The following is a 20060-nucleotide window of genomic DNA, read 5'->3' on the forward strand; positions in this document are numbered from 1 at the left end:
GGCGTGCGCGGTTGCGTCACTCTCACCCTGATCTGTTACCTGTGAGAGCCGTACATGTGCCGTTGACCTCCTTTCATTACGATGCCAAACAATGCACGTCTCATTATGTCGTTATCTCTTACAGCGATCCCCATTAATGCATTTCTGGAATTTAGTACGAATTTACCTACCCCGAACCTGCTTGTTGTTCCTGGCGATCGGGGCATTGCTCATCAGTGCTATCACCGCCCGTCTGCTCCGTGCATCCTTTCGTAGAAATCTCGACAATCACCCCAAACCTGGAAATCAAAAACCTTACCATCACCTAAATCGAGTTTACTCACCCACTGAGGCGCAGCTTTAAAAGCCCCAAAACGCAAAAACCCCCGCCGAAGCGAGGGTTTCAAATTTGTGGTGCCCGAACCCGGAATCGAACCAGGGACACGGGGATTTTCAATCCCCTGCTCTACCGACTGAGCTATTCGGGCAACGGGGCGCATTAAACCGTAAAGGCCGCAGGCCGTCAACGGCTTTGATAAAAAAACCACGTAAAACGTGACTGATTGCCTGAATTTCAGTCAAAGACGCAAAAACTCAGGCCAGCGCGCCGTTTTTGCGGCAGAGAGCGATGCTCAATACGTCTTCCGCCAGGCGTTTAGCCACGTCAACGTCCTGCACGTTACGTTTAACCAGCAGTTTGCTCAGGCAGCCTTCGAGGATCAGCTCCATCTGATCGGCAACCATACTGGGGTTATCCAGGCCAAGCGAGGTCAAGATGCTATGCGTAAATTGCCATGAGGCGCGCTTCTGCTTTTCTGCCAGTTGATGGATGGGCTGGTCGGGCTGAGGATAAAAACTGCAGGCGGCGATAAACAGGCAGCCTGGAAAGCGGCCCTTGCTGACCTGCTCGTTTAATCCTTCATAGCGTGCCATCAGCTTCTGGTCCGGGCGCAGGGCGTCATTCTGCAAAATGTCATGACGCCACTGTGCAATCTGCTGGGCGTGAAACTGCAATGCATCGTAGAGCAGCGCGTCACGATCGGGCCAGAATTGCTCAAGCTGCGTCAGGCTGAGCTGCATATCATCGGCCAGGATTTTCAGCGATGACGTGGCCGCCAGACCATTTTGCTCAAGTACGTTTAATGCATGGTCGAGTATCTGTTCACGTTGCAAATCGTTTTCCTCTGGTATTCAGGCCTGTTTTGATCAACAGACTGGGTCCTGGTTCCAGTTTTGTTTACTCACGCAATTTCTGCAAATGCGCACGAAAATCATCTGCCTTCAGGAAGCCGGTGATACGCGATCCCGGGATCTCTTTTCCTTGCGCATCAAAGAACAGAATCGTGGGTAACCCTAGCACGTTCAGGTGCTGCAACAGCGCATTATCGGTGGTTGTGTTCGCCGTGACGTTAGCCTGCAACAGTTGCACATTGTTCAGACTGTCACGAACCGCGCTGTCGCTAAAGGTGTATTTCTCAAACTCTTTACAGGCCACGCACCAGTCCGCATAGAGATCCACCATGGTGATGCGCCCCTGGGCTTGCTGCAGGGCCTGGCCTACCTGTTCAACGGTTTGAACAGACTGAAAGGGAAGGTGTGCGATGTTTTGCTGCGGCGCGCCGCTGCCGAAAGCCCAGTCCTGCAACGGGCGGGCGCTGATCAGCGCGGCGGCCAACATAATAATTTGTACCACGCGCCATTTACCGCCGCTGGCGCGTAAGCTGGCACTGAATGCCCACGCAAAGAACGCCACGCCCAGCAGGCTCCACAAACGCACGCCCCACAGATCGCCGAGTATCCGCTCCAGCAGGAAGATCGGCAGCGCGAGAATGACAAAGCCAAACCCTTCTTTGATGGTCTGCATCCATGGGCCGCTTTTGGGGAGGAAGCGATTACCAAACAGCGTCACGGCGATCAGCGGTAATCCCATACCGACAGCATACAGCCACAGGGTGCCAGCACCGGCCAGTAGATTACCGCTCTGGGCGATATACAGCAGAATGGCGCTGAGTGGCGCGGTGGTGCAGGGCGAACAGATTAAGCCTGCCAGCGCGCCCATCAGGAAAACGCCCGGCAGTGAGCCGCCCTGCTGACGGTTGCTCCACAGTGTCAGTCGGGTTTGTACGCTGGCGGGGAGCTGAAGCGAGAAAAGGCCAAACATCGACAGGGCTAACAGAATAAACAGCACCGATAAGCTGATAAGCACATAAGGATGCTGTAAGGCCGCCTGAAAACGCAGGCCAGCCGCCGCCACGATCACACCCAGCACGGTATAAGTGAGCGCCATCCCCTGCACATAGACCATGGCCAGTGCAAACAGCCTGCCCAGCGAATAGTGACGCTTACCGCCAAGGATGATGCCAGAGATCAGTGGATACATCGGCAATACGCACGGCGTAAAGGCAACGCCGATACCAATCAGCAGCGCCCACAGGGGTGAAAAGGGCAAAGGACTACTGGCGCTTACAGACTTAACGGCTGGCGCACTGGCGGTGGCAGCTACGGGCGAAAGGGGAATGCTGCGGGTTTCGGGTGGATAACAGAAGCCTGCGGCGGCACAGCCTTGATAAGTCACGCTGAGGGTCGCCCCTTGCGCCGCCTGCTGCAGCATGACGGGCACGCTCAGATCCTGGGGATAAATCTCGCTTTTGCCAAAAAATTCGTCTTCATGCGGCTGGCCCGCGGGCAGGGCTAAGGGCGCAATGCGGGCATCATGGGGGACGACCTTGATTTGCTGGCGATAAAGGTAATAGCCCTCTTTGACTTTCCAGTGCAGATTAAGCTGCGAGTCGTGCTGATCGAAATCAAAGGCAAAAGCCTGATCAACGGGCAGAAAGCGGCTGGTGGTTTTTGGGGCAAACAGGTCAGCCTGCGCCTGCAGGCAGATAAACAGCGCCAGGACCAGGGTGATTAAGCGAGAGATGCGTGCAGCCATGACAAGTATTCACTGTCTCCATGTTGAACCGGCAGTACCAGCAGCTCTGGTACATCGTAAGGATGCGCGTGCTTAAGCAGGTCGATCAGGGCCTGCTGATGCGCAGTGTCGCATTTGAGTAACATCTGAACTTCGCTGGTCTGCTCCAGTTGGCCCTGCCAGATGTAACAGGAGGTCGCTCCGGGTAAGAGGGTGACACAGGCGGCTAACCTGGCCTGAAGCGCCAGGGTTGCCAACTGTTGCGCACAGGCCTGATCCGGGGCAGTACAGAGGATGACTACGGCGTTCATCATGAGGAATCTCCTGGAAATAACGCCGATAGTAGCACGTTCACCGCGCCGCTGTGATTACAGCAATAGCCCACCAAAGATAAAGCCACACATGACGGACAAAGTGATAGCCAGCACGCCCGGAATAATAAAGGCATGATTGAACACAAACTTACCGATTCGGGTCGAACCGGTATCATCCATCTCGACAGCGGCTAACAGCGTGGGATAGGTGGGTAAGACAAACAGCGCAGAAACGGCGGCAAAAGAGGCGATAGCCGTCAGCGGTGTCACGCCAAGCGCTAACGCGGCGGGCAGCAGGGCTTTTGCGGTGGCCGCCTGCGAATAGAGCAGCATGGAAGAGAAGAACAGCACCAGCGCCAGCATCCATGGGTAGGTTTTTAGCGTGTCGCCCGCCAGCATTTGAATATCTGTCAGATGGGCTTTCACAAAGGTATCGCCAAGCCAGGCTACGCCCATCACACAGATACAGGCACTCATGCCGGACTTGAAGGTGCTGGCGCTGAGGATAGCACCGGTATCAATTTTGCAGGTCAGACTGATCAGCGTAGCAATGGTGAGCATAAACACGACGATCGCCTCATTGCGCGGCAGCGGCGGGTTAGCGATCAGGTGGACGCTTTCGCTGGTGACGGTGGCGTAAATCACCACGGCGGCAATACCGACCAGAAAGAGCAGGACCGATTTTTTGGCCCCGGGCTTCGCCTGGTAAACCGTGGCACCGCGCAGCGTCACTTCGCCTTTAGCCAGTCGCGCCTGATAGACCTCATCATCTTTCAGCTCTTTACCCAGGAAGTTGGTCACCAGGGCGGCAAGAAACAGCCCAACCATGGTGGCCGGAATGGCAATCGCCAGCAGCATGATATAGCTCACCCCACGCGGTTCCAGCAGCGTGGCAAAGAACACCACTGCAGCGGAAATGGGGGAGGCGGTAATCGCGACCTGAGAGGCGACAACCGCAATTGATAAAGGCCGGGAAGGGCGGACGCCTTGTTCCTTCGCCACTTCGGCAATGACGGGTAAGGTGGAGAATGCAGTGTGACCGGTGCCAGCCAGCAGCGTCATCATATAGGTCACCAGTGGCGCAAGAAAAGTGACATAACGGGGATGACGGCGCAGTAACCGCTCGGCAAGGCTGACCAGATAATCCATCCCGCCCGCCACCTGCATGGCTGCAATCGCGGCGATGACGGCCATGATAATTTCGATTACATCAAAGGGGATAACCCCCGGCTTCATACCAAAACCCAGCGTCAGGATCAGCACGCCCATGCCGCCGGCAAACCCAATGCCGATACCGCCAAGGCGCGCGCCCAGCCAAATCGCCAGCAAGACGATAAACAGCTCAACCAAGAACATGTGCCACTCCCGAAATTGTGATGAGTCGACGAGCAAACTCATCCTTTTAACAAACAAAAAGGCACATCGTTTTGATTACGATGTGCCTTTTACATCAGTAAGTGCAATTAAGCCTTATTGTTCGTTTTCATCGGTATAACGTTTGGCTTTGTAAACCGGATACATCAGGTTCTGCACGGAGAAAATATCGTCCAGCTCGCTTTCGGTAAGCAAGCCGCGCTCCAGAACCACCTCGCGCACGCTTTTACCGGTTTCGGCGCAAATTTTGCCGACGATGTCGCCATTATGGTGACCAATGTACGGGTTCAGGTAGGTGACAATACCAATGGAGTTAAACACGTAAGCTTCACAGACCGCTTTGTTGGCCGTGATGCCGTTGATGCATTTTTCCAGCAGGTTGTAACAGGCGTTGGTCAGGATGCTGACCGATTCAAACAGCGCCTGGCCAATCACCGGCTCCATCACGTTAAGCTGCAGCTGGCCGGCTTCGGAGGCCATCGTGACCGTGGTATCGTTGCCGATCACTTTAAAGCACACCTGGTTCACCACCTCAGGCACGACCGGATTCACTTTGGCAGGCATGATAGAGGAACCGGCCTGCAGCTCCGGGAGGTTGATTTCATTGAGTCCGGCGCGCGGGCCAGAAGAGAGCAGGCGCAGGTCATTACAGATTTTAGAGAGTTTTACCGCCAGGCGCTTCAGGGACGAGTGCACCATAACGTAGGCACCGCAGTCGGAGGTGGCCTCTATCAGATCTTCCGCTGGCACCACCGCCAGGTTACTGACCTCGGCCAGTTTCTGCACGGCTAACTGTTGGTAGCCATCCGGCGTATTCAGGCGTGTACCGATGGCGGTCGCCCCCAGGTTAACCTCCAGAAGCAGTTCGCCGGTACGCAAAATGCTCTTGGTCTCTTCATTGAGCAGCACGCTAAATGCGTGGAATTCCTGGCCGAGCGTCATAGGAACGGCATCCTGTAACTGCGTTCGGCCCATTTTTAAGATGGTCTGGAATTCGTCAGCTTTACGCTGGAAGCCCTCGGCTAACTGACTGATGCCGTCGAGCAGTTTCAACAGGGAGCTGTAAACCGCGATGCGAAAGCCGGTCGGGTAAGCATCATTGGTAGACTGACATTTATTAACGTGATCGTTTGGATTCAGGTACTGGTATTCGCCTTTCTGATGCCCCATCAGCTCCAGGCCAATATTCGCCAGCACCTCATTGGTATTCATATTCACCGAGGTGCCCGCACCGCCCTGATACACATCGACCGGAAACTGGTCCATGCAGCGACCTTTGTCCAGCACTTCATCGCAGGCCTGAATAATGATGTTGGCGATATCCCGCGGCAGGGTTTGTAGCTCTTTGTTAGCCATTGCCGCTGCTTTTTTCACCATCACCATGCCGCGAACAAACTCAGGAATATCGCTGATTTTGCTGTTGCTGATGTAAAAGTTCTCAATCGCACGCAAAGTATGAACGCCATAATAAGCATCCGCCGGAACTTCGCGCATGCCTAACAGGTCTTCTTCGATACGAATGTTGTTCGCCATGATAACCTTCTTGTTGTCACTGCTAACCATCGCAGATGATGTGTTTGTTTTGTGGGGAAGCGCCAGAACCGCTATTTTATCCGTATTCAGGCGGGTGAGCACGATCCTATTCTGACCCAGCCCAAAAGCGCGAACAGAGATCACCTTACTGGCATCGTTACGTTAACAATATGTGAAATCGCTCACAAATTTAACCCTGAAGCAAAAATTTGCCTGATGTGGTTGAAATGGGCGGCCTTAATGACCATCTCTGTATCTTGTCATCATGAATTTACACGCTGCCGGGCGATCAACCGGGCAGCCTGACTCACAGGAGAATCCGGTGCGCTGGTTACCGTTAGTGATCTTTTTCGTACTGGCCTGGATTGAGATCTCGCTTTTCATTCAGGTTGCACACGTCCTCGGCGTGCTGCTCACTATGCTGCTGGTGGTTTTCACCTCATGCATTGGCGTGTCTTTGGTTAAAAACCAGGGCATGAAAAACTTTATGCTGATGCAGGAGAAGCTGGCGCGTAACGAAAGCCCGGCGCAGGAAATGGTGAAAAGCGTTTCGCTGATCATTGCCGGTTTCCTGCTGCTGCTGCCAGGTTTCTTTACCGACCTGCTGGGCTTGCTGCTGTTACTGCCGCCGGTGCAGAAACACCTGACGTTAAAATTGATGCCGCATCTGCGCGTCTGGCGTGGACCCGGTGCAGGCCCTGACAGTGGTTACACGATGGACGGCGAGTTCGAACGCAAAGACAGCGATCGTCTTGAACATCATGACGATCCTAAAGATCGTTAATCTCTGCCTCTCAGGCGCGACCTCAGGTCGCGCTTTTTGTTTGTCTTTTAGCCAGTTCGCCTGGTTTGTCTAAAAAGTCGCCAGTTGTGCCATCAGACTAAAAAAATTTGTGGGTTGCCCCCTTGAAAGTGTCAGGTCGCGGCCCTATCTCTCTGGTCACGAGGCCGGAAGCCACACAGCCCGGTATTCAACCCAAAAATGAATGATTGGACTTCTCAAAGGAGAGCTATCAAATGAAAATTCGTCCATTACACGATCGTGTCATCGTGAAGCGTAAAGAAGTTGAAGCTAAGTCAGCGGGTGGCATTGTGCTGACCGGTTCTGCAGCAGGCAAATCCACTCGTGGTGAAGTTCTGGCTGTGGGCAAAGGCCGTATCCTTGAAAGTGGCGAAGTGAAGCCGCTGGACGTACAAGTTGGTGACGTAGTGATCTTCAGCGAAGGCTACGGTGCCAAAACTGAAAAAATCGACAACGAAGAAGTCCTGATCATCTCTGAAAGCGACATTCTGGCGATTGTTGAAGCGTAAGTTTTACGCGTAATTCACTGAACGAAACGAATTTAAGGGAAATTTGAAATGGCAGCTAAAGACGTAAAATTCGGTAATGACGCACGCGTAAAAATGTTGCGTGGCGTGAACGTACTGGCAGATGCAGTAAAAGTTACCCTGGGCCCGAAAGGCCGTAACGTGGTTCTGGATAAATCTTTTGGTGCACCGACCATCACTAAAGATGGTGTCTCTGTTGCGCGTGAAATCGAGCTGGAAGACAAGTTCGAAAACATGGGCGCACAGATGGTGAAAGAAGTGGCCTCTAAAGCGAACGACGCTGCGGGCGACGGTACCACCACTGCAACCGTTCTGGCGCAGTCCATCATCACCGAAGGCCTGAAAGCCGTTGCGGCGGGCATGAACCCGATGGATCTGAAGCGCGGTATCGACCAGGCGGTTATCGCTGCGGTTGAAGAACTGAAAAAACTGTCTGTGCCTTGCTCAGACTCTAAAGCCATTGCTCAGGTTGGTACCATCTCTGCGAACTCCGATGAAACCGTGGGTACACTGATTGCTCAGGCAATGGAAAAAGTGGGCAAAGAAGGCGTTATCACCGTTGAAGAAGGCACCGGTCTGCAGGACGAGCTGGACGTGGTTGAAGGTATGCAGTTCGATCGCGGCTACCTGTCTCCTTACTTCATCAACAAGCCAGAGACGGGCGCAATTGAGCTGGAATCACCGTTCATCCTGCTGGCTGACAAGAAAATTTCTAACATCCGTGAAATGCTGCCAGTGCTGGAAGCCGTTGCGAAAGCCGGCAAACCTCTGCTGATCATCGCGGAAGACGTCGAAGGCGAAGCGCTGGCGACCCTGGTGGTTAACACCATGCGCGGTATCGTGAAAGTGGCTGCGGTTAAAGCGCCTGGCTTCGGCGACCGTCGTAAAGCCATGCTGCAGGATATCGCTATCCTGACCGGTGGTACCGTTATCTCTGAAGAGATCGGTATGGAACTGGAGAAAGCAGCCCTGGAAGATCTGGGTCAGGCGAAGCGTGTGGTGATCAACAAAGACACCACCACCATCATTGATGGCGTAGGTGAAGAGGCTACTATTCAGGGCCGCGTAACCCAGATTCGTCAGCAGATCGAAGAAGCCACGTCTGACTACGACAAAGAAAAACTGCAGGAGCGCGTCGCGAAACTGGCAGGCGGTGTTGCCGTACTGAAAGTGGGCGCAGCAACTGAAGTTGAAATGAAAGAGAAAAAAGCCCGCGTTGAAGATGCCCTGCACGCAACCCGTGCTGCGGTAGAAGAAGGCGTGGTTGCGGGTGGTGGCGTGGCGCTGGTTCGCGTTGCAGCACTGCTGACCGAGCTGCGTGGTCAGAACGAAGACCAGAACGTGGGTATCAAAGTTGCGCTGCGCGCAATGGAGTCACCACTGCGTCAAATCGTATCTAACGCCGGCGAAGAGCCTTCTGTTGTAGCAAACAACGTGAAAGCAGGCGACGGTAACTACGGTTATAACGCGCAGACTGAAGAATACGGCAACATGATCGACTTCGGTATTCTGGACCCAACCAAAGTGACTCGCTCTGCTCTGCAGTACGCGGCGTCGGTTGCTGGCCTGATGATCACCACCGAATGTATGGTCACTGACCTGCCGAAAGGCGATGCACCAGACTTAGGTGCAGGCGCTGGCGGTATGGGTGGCATGGGCGGTATGGGCGGCATGATGTAATTGCCCTGACGCTTGCGTCATAAGAACCCCCGATCGGAAACGGTCGGGGGTTTTTCTTTTGCTGAGGAAAAGGTATAAGTAGTGGCGCAACGGTGACGTTGGCACGGATTAGGGCAATGAATGTTCAGAAAAAATGCGTGTTTTTCTGCTACGCTGCCATCCGACACTGATGATAATAAATGGGGATTATAATGCGTATTAACCTCTTGCTCGGTCTTACGGCTGGTGCGTTATTGCTTACAGGCTGCAGCAGCTCTACCGACCTGACTTCTGCTGGTCAGCGCGTCACCTTTACCGACCAGCAACCTGGCAAACAATGTCAGCTTCTGGGTAGCCTGACCGGCTCGCAAAGTAACTGGTTAAGCGGAGCCGGTGGTGAAACCAGCGCACTGCGTGGTGCAGCTAACGACCTGCGTAACCGTGCAGCAGAGATGGGCGGCAATGTCATTTATGGTGCGACCAGCCCGACACAAAATCTGCTGTCAGCCTTTGCACCACTCGACAGCAAAATGACTGGCCAGGTTTATAAGTGCCCTAACTGATTGTCCGCTGAATAAGCAGAGTTTTTTGAGACGACCGGCCTGCGAGCCGGTCGTTTTTTTATGGCTGATGTGTGGTCGCCGTATTCACGACCTGTGATGTGCCAGCGGATGCCGGACGCGTGGTCTGTCCGGGCGGCCATGAGCATGCATGATTGACCGCCCAGGCGACTGCGTTTTTATTCCTGACGAAGCTGTAAATCCAGCGGCGTTTTGCTCGGCTCGCCGCCGATTTCTCGTGCCAGCTTAGGCACCAGATAACCGGAGACTAAGGGCAACAGGCCGCGCATCAGCGCGCGGGCTTCCTCATCGGAAACATAGAAATGCGCCGCGCCCTGCACCTTGTCCAGCACATGCAGGTAGTAGGGCAGAATGCCGGCATTGAACAGCGCATTGCTCAGCGCCGCCAGGGTTTGCGCCTCATCATTCACGCCGCGCAGCAGCACGCTCTGATTAAGCAGCGTAACGCCAGCACGTTTCAGGCGCAGCATGGCATCGCAGAGTGCCTCATCAATCTCACGGGCGTGGTTGATATGGGTTACCATCAATACCTGAAGCCGCGTCTCAGCCAGCATCTGACACAGCGTTGCCGTGATGCGATCCGGAATCACCACCGGCAGTCGGCTGTGAATACGTAGCCGTTTCAGATGCGGGATAGCGGCCAGCGCGTCAATGAGCCAGGCCAGCTCATGATCTTTTGCCATTAAGGGATCGCCGCCGGAAAAGATAATCTCATCCAGTTCCGGATGAGCGGCAATATAATCCAGCGCGGCCTGCCAGTTACGCTTGTTGCCCTGATTATCCTGGTAAGGAAAATGACGGCGAAAGCAGTAACGGCAGTTCACGGCGCAGCCGCCTTTGACCAACAGCAAGGCACGATTGTTATATTTGTGCAGTAATCCCGGCACCACGCTATTTTGTTCATCGAGTGGATCGGTGCTATAACCTGGCGCGTCGATAAACTCCTGACGGCTGGTCAGTACCTGTAGCAGGAGCGGGTCCCGTGCATCGCCTTTTTTCATCCGTTGGATAAAGGCGCGCGGCACGCGCAGCGCAAAAAGTCGGCGTGCGTCACTGCCAGCAGCCAGATCCGGATGATGGTCGAGCGCTAAAAGTTGCAGTAATTCATGAGGATCAGTGACAACATCAGCAAGTTGCTGCAACCAATCTTCTCTGGAAGGGGAATTTAGGGTTACAATGTGTGCCATTTTTTTGGCTATTACCAGTTAATATCTACAGAGGGCCTTTATGGCGACTTATCTTAGCAACGATTTCCGTCCCGGTCTTAAAATCATGTTCGAAGGCGAACCTTATGCCATCGAATCAAGCGAGTTCGTTAAGCCGGGTAAAGGTCAGGCGTTTGCACGTGTAAAAATGCGTCGTCTGCTGACCGGTTCACGCGTTGAAAAAACCTTCAAATCAACGGATTCTGCCGAAGGCGCAGACGTGAAGGATATGACGCTGCAGTATTCTTACAACGACGGTGATTTCTACTACTTCATGCACCCTGAAAGCTTTGAGCAGTATCAGGTTGAAGCAAAAGTGCTGGACGAAGTACAGAAGTGGTTGCAGGACAACGCGGAGTGTATCGTAACCTTATGGAACGATAAACCGATTGCGGTTCAGCCACCAAACTTTGTTGAGGCAGAAGTCATTGAAACCGACCCAGGCCTGAAAGGTGATACCGCAGGTACAGGCGGCAAGCCAGCGACACTGTCAACGGGTGCGGTCATTAAAGTGCCATTGTTCGTGCAGATTGGTGAGGTGGTGAAAGTTGACACCCGCTCTGGCGAATACGTGTCACGCGTAAAATAAACATGAAAGGCGCATTTCTCTGATGCGCCTTTTTCTTGAGTGAGTTCACCATGAAAAAACGGGCAAAACTTATCGCGTTGGCGTTGCTTGTCACTTCTGGACTAAGCGCCTGTAACACCTTCCACGGTTTTGGCGAAGATGTTTCTCACTTGGGCGGCGCTATCTCTCGCGCGGCTAAATAACTTATCCACGTTTCCTTTTTCCGCAGCTCAGGCTCGCGGCGTTGCGTAATCAGTCTATGCTTTAAAAGCTGTACTTATAATGCAATCAAAAAGGATATGGATATGTTAAAGAAAAGTATTGTTGCGATTTTCTCTGTGATGATGTTCTCTGCACTGCTTTCTGGCTGCAACACCACGCGCGGCGTTGGCGAAGACGTTGAAGCGGGCGGCCACGCGATTCAGCGCAGTGCGCAGTAAATGAAAAAACCGGTACGAACCTTTTCGTACCGGCTTTCTTTTATCCCTGCTTAACCCAAATCAGCTCATCAACCGGGAAACCGGCCTGGCGTGCCTGCTGCACCAGCTTTTGTTTCACGCCGTCATCCAACTGCGGCGTCCGTGACAGAATCCACAGATAGTGGCGGTTAGGGCCGCATACCAGCGCATATCGGTAGTCGGAATCCAGCGCTATCACGTTGTAGCCACCGTAAAATGGACCAAAGAACGAGACCTTCAGCGCCGCACGCTGCTTGTCGCCAGTAAAGTAAGCTTTGCCTACGCTTTCCTGCCAACGCTGTTTTTTGACGTTATAGCCGCGATTAACAACTTTCAGACCGCCATCCTCACGCGGGCTGTAATTTGCTGTGACCTGTTCCAGGCCGCGTTCAAAGCCATGATCCAGCCGGGCGATCTCGTACCACTGACCGAGGTAACGCTGGCTGTCGAAGTTTTCAATGACGGTAACGTTTTTCGGCGGGGTAGTTGAGCAGGCAACAGACAGAAATGCACTTACGCTGGCGACCAATGTTTTCCATGGAGACATAAAAAGATTCCTTTGTGATTTAGCCTGTTAATTATAGAACCCCTGCCGTTTCCTGGACAGGTTTGCGCCACGATTGTTTGCCACCCACATTGCGAGTAGACTTCCCTCCCTTATTTGTATCTGGAGTCATCACCATGAGTGAAACGGCAAGCTGGCAACCTGGCGCTTCCATTGCCAATTTAATTAAACGCGCAGCCATCATTGCTGAAGTACGTCGTTTCTTCGCCGATCGTGGCGTACTGGAAGTCGACACGCCAGCGATGAGTCAGGCCACAATCACTGACATCCATCTGGTGCCCTTTCAGACGCGCTTTGTCGGGCCTGGCATGTCCGAAGGCCGCGACCTCTGGCTGATGACCAGCCCGGAATACCACATGAAACGCCTGCTGGCTGCCGGAAGTGGCCCCATCTATCAAATGGGCCGCAGTTTCCGCAATGAAGAGGCCGGCCGGTATCACAACCCTGAGTTCACCATGCTGGAGTGGTATCGCCCCCACTATGATATGTACCGGTTGATGAATGAAGTTGATGATCTGCTGCAGCAGGTGCTGGAGTGTGACAGCGCAGAGTCGCTCTCTTATCAGCAGGCCTTTATTCGCCACCTTGAGCTGGACCCGCTTTCCGCTGACAAAGCGCAGCTGCGCGACGCGGCGGAAAAACTGGGTGAGGGCGAGCTGGCAAGCCGGGAAGACGATCGCGATACCTTGCTGATGCTGCTGTTTATGCTGGGCGTGGAGCCCAAAATTGGCCAGGACAAGCCGTGCTTTATCTATCACTTTCCGGCCAGCCAGGCGGCATTAGCGGAGATCAGCACCGAAGATCATCGGGTGGCTGAACGCTTTGAGGTTTACTACAAAGGTATTGAGCTGGCGAATGGTTTCCGTGAACTCACCGACAGCCGTGAACAGCGTCAGCGCTTTGAACAGGATAACCGTCGGCGCGCGGCGCGCGGTCTGCCGCAACATCCCATTGATACCTACCTGCTGGCCGCGCTGGAACACGGTATGCCGGCCAGTTCTGGCGTCGCTCTGGGTGTGGATCGTTTGATCATGCTGGCACTGAACGCAGAATCGCTGTCTGAGGTGATCGCGTTTCCGGTGGACCGCTGCTAAGTCTTACCGCTCCAGCCCTGAAAACCGGCGCAGCTGAAAAGCCGCGCCGCGCAGGCAGAACACCAGGAGGGCCTGGATTGCCCTTCACCGTATTGCGCCGGGCACCGGCTTACCTGACCTACTGACTGTTATCGGGAAACTCCAGAATCGTTACCGGTAGCGTCAGCTTCTTGTCATTGCGCAGCACCTGGACATCAACTACCGATCCGGGGCGAATTTCAGCAACCTGGTCCATGGTTTCCTGTGCCGATATAGCCGGTTTACCGTCTACGCTCAGCAGCACATCGTTTGCCTGAATACCGGCTTTCTCAGCAGGCCCGCCGGGGGTAACCACGCTGACGATAATGCCCTGAACCCGATCAAGACTGTTGCCCTGACCGTGTAACGGCGGCACCTCTCGGGCGGTGATCCCGATATAGCCGCGTATCACCCGACCATCACGGATCAGCTTATCCATGATTTTGGACGCCAGCGGCGTGGGAATAGCAAAACCGATCCCCTCTGGCGTTTCGCCATCGCTGCTTTTATCGAACGTCAGGGTGTTAATGCCCATAAGTTCGCCCAGGGAGTTGATCAGCGCACCGCCTGAATTCCCCTGATTGATGGAGGCATCGGTTTGCAGGAAGTTCTGGCGGCCTGAAGAGCTAAGCCCAACACGGCCTGTCGCACTGATAATGCCTTGGGTAACCGTTTGTCCCAGGTTGTAGGGGTTGCCGATAGCCATCACCACATCGCCAATATGCGCGACGCGTTTGGGATTAATGGGGATAACCGGCAGATTAGAGGCGGTAATTTTCAACACGGCCAAATCGGTCATGGCATCTGAACCGACCAGAGTGGCTTCAAAAAAGCGGCCATCCTGCAGGGCGACGATTATCTGATCGGCATTGTTGATGACGTGCTTGTTGGTCAGGATGTAGCCCTTGGTATTCATAATCACGCCCGAACCCAGCGTGGTGATACCGCGGTTGTTGTTCCCATGTGCGCTGCGGTTGTAAACGTTCACAACGGCAGGCACGGCACGCCTCACCCCTTGATTGAAGCCAAAGGGCGTTTCGTCGTTACTGTCATTTTGACTATACAGGGCAGCACTGCCCAAACGCAGTGCGGGCAGCGCCACGAGCAAGATGCCCGCAACAATCAGTCCCAACACCACTGAACGCAAGAGTTTAAGAAACATGGTGTTAAATCACGTCAGGGGAGAACGCTGGGGAGAATAACATGAGAGCGGCGGACACACACGCGCTTGTGTCCGCCGTAATGCGTGGTTTATCTCAATAACAGATAGATACTTTCTTCACCGCGTACCACATTCAGTGCCATCACCGGTGGTTTGGCTTCCAGCACCTTGCGCATTTCGGCAATGTTCTGAACCCGCGTGCGGTTGACACCAATGATAACGTCATCTTTTTGCAGACCAACCTGCTCGGCAGGCGTCCCTTTTTCGATGGCATCAATTTTCACGCCTTTATCGCCGGTCTTGGTCTGACCGTCGCTCAGCGTTGCGCCTTGCAGTGCCGGAGAAAGCAGCTGTGCGCTGGCTGTCGTCTGGGCACTTTGCTCAAGGGTGACATCGACGCTCACCGGTTTCCCTTCACGCAACAGGCCAAGCTTAACTTTCTCGCCCGGTGCCGTTGTGCCGATTTTCACCCGTAGTTCTGCGAAGCTGGTGATCGGTTTGTCGTTGACCGAAACGATGATATCGCCTGACTTGATACCGGCTTTTTGGGCGGCAGACTGCGGCAGCACTTCAGAGACGAATGCGCCACGCTGAGCGTCCACGTTAAACGCCTTGGCGATATCTGCGGTCATCTCAGTGCCTTTAATCCCCAACTGACCCCGTTTCACTTCGCCGTACTTAATCAGCTGCTGTGCCAGGTTCATTGCCATATCGCTGGGAATAGCAAAGCCAATGCCGATATTGCCGCCGCTGGAGGCCAGAATGGCGGTATTAATGCCGATCAGCTCGCCGTTCAGGTTAACCAGTGCGCCACCCGAGTTACCCCGGTTGATGGCGGCGTCGGTCTGAATAAAGTTTTCCAGCCCTTCGAGATTCAGGCCACTGCGGCCCAGCGCTGAGATAATCCCTGAGGTTGCCGTCTGACCCAGGCCAAAGGGATTACCAATGGCAACGGCAAAGTCGCCGACTTTGAGTTGATCAGAATCGGCCACTTTTATCTGTGTCAGGTTTTTCGCGCCCTGAATCTGAATCAGGGCAATATCGGTCTGCTCATCGTGACCAATGAGTTTGGCATCATATTCACTGCCGTCGCCGAGCTGAACGTTGATTTTGTCAGCACCATTGACCACGTGATTGTTGGTCAGAACGTAGCCCTTGGCGGCATCGATGATGACACCGGAACCCAGTCCCTCAAAGGGTTGAGGCTGGCCTGGTCCGCCGCCAGGCAACTGGCCGAAGAAGCGTTTCAGCGGCTCGGGGATATCCTGAGCCTGGGCCTGGGAATCAGACTGCGTGCCTTCAACATGCACACTGACCACCGCAGGTAACACTTTTTCCAGCATTGGGGCCAGGCTCGGCAGGGGCTGGCTCTGAATCTGTGCGGGCAGCGTCGCCATCGCGCCGGGCGCAGCGGCAAGACTCATTCCAATACTCAAGGCTAATGCGCTTAACAGTCGTGCTTGTTTTTTCATTGCTACAACGCTCTCGCTGCAAAAAGTGGGGGGAATAAATCAATGAGACAGCCGTTTGTGGCCGGGGTTCGCAAAAACAGCGGGCACAGCGTGGCTGTGCCCGATAAGCTTAGTCGCGGACGGCGCGTTCACCACGCAGTAAACCGGAGGCGCCTTCAGAATAATCACGCGGCATCTGCACCGGTGCCTGATCGTTATCGGCTTCTGCTTCGGTCAGTTGCCATGCAAAGGGATTTTTATCCCCAGGCATATTGGGCAGCAGATCGTTGGAACCTTTCGCCATATGCTGATAGAGCTGACGATAATCGCGCGCCATGTTATCCAGCAGCTCTGCGCTTTGCGCAAAGTGATTGGTCAGCTCCTGGCGATAATCTGCCAGCTCGGCCTTGGTCTTATCCAGTTCATACTGCATGCTGCGCTGCTCACGCAGCTTCCGGTTGCCAAAACGCATTGCCACTGCGCCGACAATAATACCTACCACTAAACCAATTAGCCCGTATTCCCAGGTCATAATGACTCCCGTGTTATTTCCGTTGTTCCGTAGGGCGTTGCACCACTTAATATTAATCACTATACCCGTTAATCTTATGGATGTGGAACTCTGGAGCGCCATGCCTTAGTGTAGAGCGGCCTTTTTTTCGACAAACGACGTTTGAATAAGACAAAATTCAGGGACACTGAGAGAACCATGCAAACCTCATCTCCGCTTGCCCGCTACGAGCAGGCGCTATCACAGGGCGATTTCAAGCCCGACGATGTACAACGTGAAGCGATTACCCGCTTAGATGCTATCCAGCAAGGGCTGATCGCACGTCAGCATAACACCGAACCCGCCTCATCAGGGTTGTTAGGTCGTCTGTCGAAGCTGGTACGAAAAGAGACGTCACACGCCAAAGCGCCCGTTCGTGGCTTGTATATGTGGGGCGGCGTTGGCCGCGGGAAAACCTGGGTAATGGATCTGTTTTTTCAGTCTATTCCTGGCGACCGCAAACTGCGTTTGCACTTCCACCGCTTTATGCTGCGTGTGCATGAAGAACTAACAGAACTGCAGGGGCACAGCGATCCGCTACTCATCATCGCCGACCGCTTCAAGGCTGAAACCGATATTCTCTGTTTTGACGAGTTTTTTGTTTCTGACATCACTGACGCCATGCTGCTGGGTACGCTGATGGAAGCGCTGTTTGCGCGCGGCATCAGTCTGGTCGCAACCTCGAATATCCCGCCTGATAACCTGTATAAAAACGGTTTACAGCGCGCGCGCTTCCTGCCTGCCATTGAGCAGATTAAGCAACACTGTGAGGTGATGAACGTCGATGCGGGCATTGATTACCGTCTGCGTACCCTGACGTCAGCACATTTATGGAAGTTCCCTCTGGCACCTGACACGTACGCTGAGATGGATCGCCTGTTTCAGGCGCTGTCAGGCGAAAAACGCGGTGAAGCGCCGGTGCTGGAAATCAACCATCGTAAAATGGCAACGATGGGCGTAGCGGAAGGGGTGATTGCCATTGATTTCAAAACGCTGTGCGGAGAAGGGCGCAGCCAGCATGATTACATTGAGCTGTCGCGCCGCTTTCACAGCGTCCTGCTGTTTGATGTGCCGGTGATGATCTACAAAACGGAAGATCAGGCGCGACGTTTTCTGGCGCTGGTCGACGAGTTTTATGAGCGCCATGTCAAACTGGTCGTGGCGGCAGAAACCTCGCTGTTTGAAATTTATCAGGGCTCGCGCCTGAAATTTGAATATCAGCGCTGTTTGTCGCGTCTGCAGGAAATGCAGAGCGAGGAGTACCTGCGGCTGGCGCATTTACCCTGAGATTACGCGTAATAAATGAAAATAGGGTTCGATTTTTGTAATCGACTTCTCTATAATCTTGCGACCCCACGTTACAGCACAGGATTTTTTTCCCAAATCCTCTGCGTTCCGGTAACGCTATCCGAAGGGGTGGCTTGCTGGTCAAAATGGTCGTGTGAGCCTCATTCGTTTACTTAAGCGTTTGGGATTTCACCAACGTGTAACTTAATTTGGGTAAGCTTTTCGATGAAAACTTTTACAGCTAAACCAGAAACCGTCCAACGTGACTGGTATGTTGTTGACGCAACTGGCAAAACCTTGGGTCGCCTGGCGACTGAACTGGCGCGCCGTCTGCGTGGTAAACATAAAGCGGAATACACTCCGCACGTTGATACTGGTGATTACATCATCGTTCTGAACGCTGAAAAAGTTGCTGTCACCGGCAACAAGCGTACTGACAAGATCTACTATCACCACACCGGCCACATCGGTGGTATCAAACAGGCGACCTTTGAAGAGATGATTGCTCGCCGTCCTGAGCGTGTGATTGAGATCGCGGTTAAAGGCATGCTGCCGAAGGGCCCGCTGGGTCGTGCTATGTATCGTAAACTGAAAGTTTACGCAGGCAACGAGCACACCCATGCGGCACAGCAACCGCAAGTTCTTGACATTTAATCGGGATTAAAGGCAATGGCTGAAACTCAAAACTACGGCACTGGTCGCCGCAAAAGCTCTACCGCTCGCGTATTTATTAAGCCGGGTAGCGGTAACATCGTTATTAACCAACGTTCTCTGGAACAGTACTTCGGTCGCGAAACTGCCCGCATGGTAGTTCGTCAGCCGCTTGAGCTGCTGGACCTGGTTGGTAAATTCGATCTGTTCGTCACCGTTAAAGGTGGCGGTATCTCTGGTCAGGCAGGTGCGATCCGTCATGGTATCACCCGCGCTCTGATGGAGTATGATGAGTCACTGCGTGGCGAACTGCGTAAAGCAGGCTTCGTTACCCGTGATGCTCGTCAGGTTGAACGTAAGAAAGTCGGTCTGCGTAAAGCACGTCGTCGTCCTCAGTTCTCCAAACGTTAATTGTTGCTGCTTCGGCAGACACAGTTGGCAAAAAACCCGCTTCGGCGGGTTTTTTATTTTATGCATCAGGTCGCCCTGTCGCATAAAACCACAATACTGTTCGCATTTTGCCCGCAAAAATGCATTCCCCCACCCACAAGCTGCCTAAAATCTGGTAAACTCTGTGTCACTTTGCGCCCGCAAGCTGGCGCGTTATGCGCCTGGCATTTGTCGGGGGTGGTTAGCGCGAATTGCGAGCGAGTTCTATGAGCAGGTGAGTCGCCGTGTGGTTGGCTATTCGCAGTAACTTTTTGTGAACAAACTGGGAGGTTTTCATGGCTGTCGCTGCCAACAAACGTTCGGTAATGACGCTGTTTTCTGGTCCTACTGACATTTTTAGCCATCAGGTACGTATTGTGCTTGCCGAGAAAGGTGTCAGCGTAGAGATCGAGCAGGTCGAAATGGATAACCTGCCGCAGGATCTGATTGACCTCAATCCGTACCGCACTGTGCCGACGCTGGTAGATCGCGAACTGACGCTGTACGAATCACGCATCATCATGGAATATCTGGATGAGCGTTTTCCACACCCACCGTTGATGCCTGTTTACCCCGTCGCGCGTGGCGAAAGCCGTTTGATGATGCACCGTATCGAACAAGACTGGTACAGCCTGATGAGAAAGGTTGAGAACAGCAGTGGTCAGGAAGCTGAAGCGGCGCGTAAGCAGCTGCGTGAAGAGTTACTGGCGATTGCCCCTCTGTTTGGACGGACGCCATTCTTTATGAGCGACGAGTTCAGCCTGGTTGACTGCTATCTGGCACCGCTGCTGTGGCGTTTACCGTCAATGGGTATCGATCTGCTCGGTTCAGGCTCCAAAGAGCTGAAAGGCTATATGAACCGCGTATTTGAGCGTGACTCCTTCCTTGCTTCACTGACTGAAGCTGAACGTGAAATGCGCCTGCAAGCCCGGGGCTGAT

22 protein-coding genes and 1 tRNA gene are annotated in these 20060 nt (G+C 53.6%); 12 read left to right on the forward strand and 11 right to left on the reverse strand.

All coding sequences use genetic code 11. The annotated features are described in order from the left end of the window. Positions 1 to 391 precede the first annotated feature (391 nt). The 6 genes from CMR03_RS10015 to aspA form a co-directional block, all read right to left on the reverse strand. Positions 392 to 467: transfer RNA gene (locus CMR03_RS10015), tRNA-Phe, on the reverse strand. Positions 468 to 573: 106 nt separating this feature from the next. After that, positions 574 to 1152 (reverse strand): division control transcriptional repressor DicD, encoded by a 579-nt coding sequence (gene dicD / locus CMR03_RS10020; RefSeq protein WP_063878111.1) that lies wholly within the window; start codon positions 1150 to 1152, stop codon positions 574 to 576. A gap of 64 nt (positions 1153 to 1216) precedes the next feature. Further along, positions 1217 to 2914: a protein-disulfide reductase DsbD gene (locus CMR03_RS10025; protein ID WP_096011452.1), complete on the reverse strand. Its 1698-nt coding sequence runs from the start codon at positions 2912 to 2914 to the stop codon at positions 1217 to 1219. Beyond that, a complete protein-coding gene (cutA, locus tag CMR03_RS10030; protein ID WP_063881082.1) occupies positions 2890 to 3204 on the reverse strand; it encodes a divalent cation tolerance protein CutA in 315 nt (104 codons plus the stop codon). The genes CMR03_RS10025 and cutA overlap by 25 nt, the downstream gene beginning before the upstream one ends. Positions 3205 to 3261: 57 nt before the next feature. Further along, complete coding sequence (locus CMR03_RS10035) at positions 3262 to 4563, reverse strand: anaerobic C4-dicarboxylate transporter (RefSeq protein WP_063878113.1); 1302 nt, start codon at positions 4561 to 4563, stop codon at positions 3262 to 3264. A 114-nt stretch (positions 4564 to 4677) separates the two neighbouring features. After that, positions 4678 to 6114, reverse strand: coding sequence for an aspartate ammonia-lyase (gene aspA, locus CMR03_RS10040; RefSeq protein ID WP_063881083.1), 1437 nt, complete (start codon positions 6112 to 6114; stop codon positions 4678 to 4680). A gap of 322 nt (positions 6115 to 6436) precedes the next feature. On the opposite strand from aspA, the gene CMR03_RS10045 reads away from it, so the two are divergent. The 4 genes from CMR03_RS10045 to CMR03_RS10060 all read left to right on the forward strand — a co-directional run bounded on the left by CMR03_RS10045 (position 6437) and on the right by CMR03_RS10060 (position 9665). Continuing rightward, positions 6437 to 6898, forward strand: coding sequence for an FxsA family protein (locus CMR03_RS10045; protein ID WP_096011453.1), 462 nt, complete (start codon positions 6437 to 6439; stop codon positions 6896 to 6898). 233 nt (positions 6899 to 7131) lie between these two features. Continuing rightward, positions 7132 to 7425 (forward strand): co-chaperone GroES, encoded by a 294-nt coding sequence (locus tag CMR03_RS10050; RefSeq protein ID WP_014606761.1) that lies wholly within the window; start codon positions 7132 to 7134, stop codon positions 7423 to 7425. A 48-nt stretch (positions 7426 to 7473) separates the two neighbouring features. Further along, a complete protein-coding gene (gene groL, locus CMR03_RS10055) occupies positions 7474 to 9123 on the forward strand; it encodes a chaperonin GroEL (protein WP_063878115.1) in 1650 nt (549 codons plus the stop codon). A 191-nt stretch (positions 9124 to 9314) separates the two neighbouring features. After that, positions 9315 to 9665, forward strand: coding sequence for a DUF4156 domain-containing protein (locus tag CMR03_RS10060; RefSeq protein WP_063878116.1), 351 nt, complete (start codon positions 9315 to 9317; stop codon positions 9663 to 9665). Between the two features lie 176 nt (positions 9666 to 9841). Here the strand turns inward: CMR03_RS10060 and epmB are convergent, their stop codons facing one another. Continuing rightward, complete coding sequence (epmB, locus tag CMR03_RS10065; protein WP_063878117.1) at positions 9842 to 10870, reverse strand: EF-P beta-lysylation protein EpmB; 1029 nt, start codon at positions 10868 to 10870, stop codon at positions 9842 to 9844. A 40-nt stretch (positions 10871 to 10910) separates the two neighbouring features. Here epmB and efp point away from each other — a divergent pair, with 40 nt between their 5' ends. The 3 genes from efp to CMR03_RS10080 all read left to right on the forward strand — a co-directional run bounded on the left by efp (position 10911) and on the right by CMR03_RS10080 (position 11896). Beyond that, positions 10911 to 11477: an elongation factor P gene (gene efp, locus CMR03_RS10070; RefSeq protein WP_013024304.1), complete on the forward strand. Its 567-nt coding sequence runs from the start codon at positions 10911 to 10913 to the stop codon at positions 11475 to 11477. A gap of 50 nt (positions 11478 to 11527) precedes the next feature. After that, on the forward strand, positions 11528 to 11659 hold the full coding sequence (locus tag CMR03_RS10075) for an entericidin A/B family lipoprotein (RefSeq protein WP_074180990.1): 132 nt from the start codon (positions 11528 to 11530) through the stop codon (positions 11657 to 11659). A 102-nt stretch (positions 11660 to 11761) separates the two neighbouring features. After that, positions 11762 to 11896, forward strand: a complete 135-nt coding sequence (locus tag CMR03_RS10080; RefSeq protein ID WP_014606758.1) for an entericidin A/B family lipoprotein — start codon at positions 11762 to 11764, stop codon at positions 11894 to 11896. Positions 11897 to 11936: 40 nt separating this feature from the next. Here the strand turns inward: CMR03_RS10080 and CMR03_RS10085 are convergent, their stop codons facing one another. Then, positions 11937 to 12461 (reverse strand): lipocalin family protein, encoded by a 525-nt coding sequence (locus CMR03_RS10085; protein ID WP_096011454.1) that lies wholly within the window; start codon positions 12459 to 12461, stop codon positions 11937 to 11939. A 134-nt stretch (positions 12462 to 12595) separates the two neighbouring features. On the opposite strand from CMR03_RS10085, the gene epmA reads away from it, so the two are divergent. Further along, a complete protein-coding gene (gene epmA, locus CMR03_RS10090; RefSeq protein ID WP_096011455.1) occupies positions 12596 to 13573 on the forward strand; it encodes an elongation factor P--(R)-beta-lysine ligase in 978 nt (325 codons plus the stop codon). Between the two features lie 118 nt (positions 13574 to 13691). On the opposite strand, the gene degS is transcribed toward epmA, so the two are convergent. From degS to zapG, 3 genes are all read right to left on the reverse strand, one after another. Next, positions 13692 to 14753: an outer membrane-stress sensor serine endopeptidase DegS gene (gene degS, locus CMR03_RS10095; RefSeq protein WP_096011456.1), complete on the reverse strand. Its 1062-nt coding sequence runs from the start codon at positions 14751 to 14753 to the stop codon at positions 13692 to 13694. Between the two features lie 89 nt (positions 14754 to 14842). Continuing rightward, positions 14843 to 16225 (reverse strand): serine endoprotease DegQ, encoded by a 1383-nt coding sequence (gene degQ, locus CMR03_RS10100; RefSeq protein WP_096011457.1) that lies wholly within the window; start codon positions 16223 to 16225, stop codon positions 14843 to 14845. A 109-nt stretch (positions 16226 to 16334) separates the two neighbouring features. Further along, a complete protein-coding gene (gene zapG / locus CMR03_RS10105) occupies positions 16335 to 16736 on the reverse strand; it encodes a Z-ring associated protein ZapG (protein ID WP_063878122.1) in 402 nt (133 codons plus the stop codon). A 177-nt stretch (positions 16737 to 16913) separates the two neighbouring features. Here zapG and zapE point away from each other — a divergent pair, with 177 nt between their 5' ends. The 4 genes from zapE to sspA all read left to right on the forward strand — a co-directional run bounded on the left by zapE (position 16914) and on the right by sspA (position 20059). Next, positions 16914 to 18041 carry a cell division protein ZapE gene (gene zapE, locus CMR03_RS10110; protein ID WP_063878123.1) on the forward strand — a complete coding sequence of 376 codons (1128 nt, stop codon included), beginning with the start codon at positions 16914 to 16916 and terminating at the stop codon, positions 18039 to 18041. 225 nt (positions 18042 to 18266) lie between these two features. Continuing rightward, complete coding sequence (gene rplM / locus CMR03_RS10115; protein ID WP_063878124.1) at positions 18267 to 18695, forward strand: 50S ribosomal protein L13; 429 nt, start codon at positions 18267 to 18269, stop codon at positions 18693 to 18695. 15 nt (positions 18696 to 18710) lie between these two features. Next, positions 18711 to 19103 (forward strand): 30S ribosomal protein S9, encoded by a 393-nt coding sequence (rpsI, locus tag CMR03_RS10120; protein WP_063878125.1) that lies wholly within the window; start codon positions 18711 to 18713, stop codon positions 19101 to 19103. Positions 19104 to 19417: 314 nt separating this feature from the next. Beyond that, positions 19418 to 20059 carry a stringent starvation protein SspA gene (sspA, locus tag CMR03_RS10125; protein WP_013024313.1) on the forward strand — a complete coding sequence of 214 codons (642 nt, stop codon included), beginning with the start codon at positions 19418 to 19420 and terminating at the stop codon, positions 20057 to 20059. The last annotated feature ends 1 nt before the right edge of the window (position 20060 follow it).

The organism is Pantoea allii, from assembly GCF_002307475.1.
Classification (GTDB): domain Bacteria; phylum Pseudomonadota; class Gammaproteobacteria; order Enterobacterales; family Enterobacteriaceae; genus Pantoea; species Pantoea allii.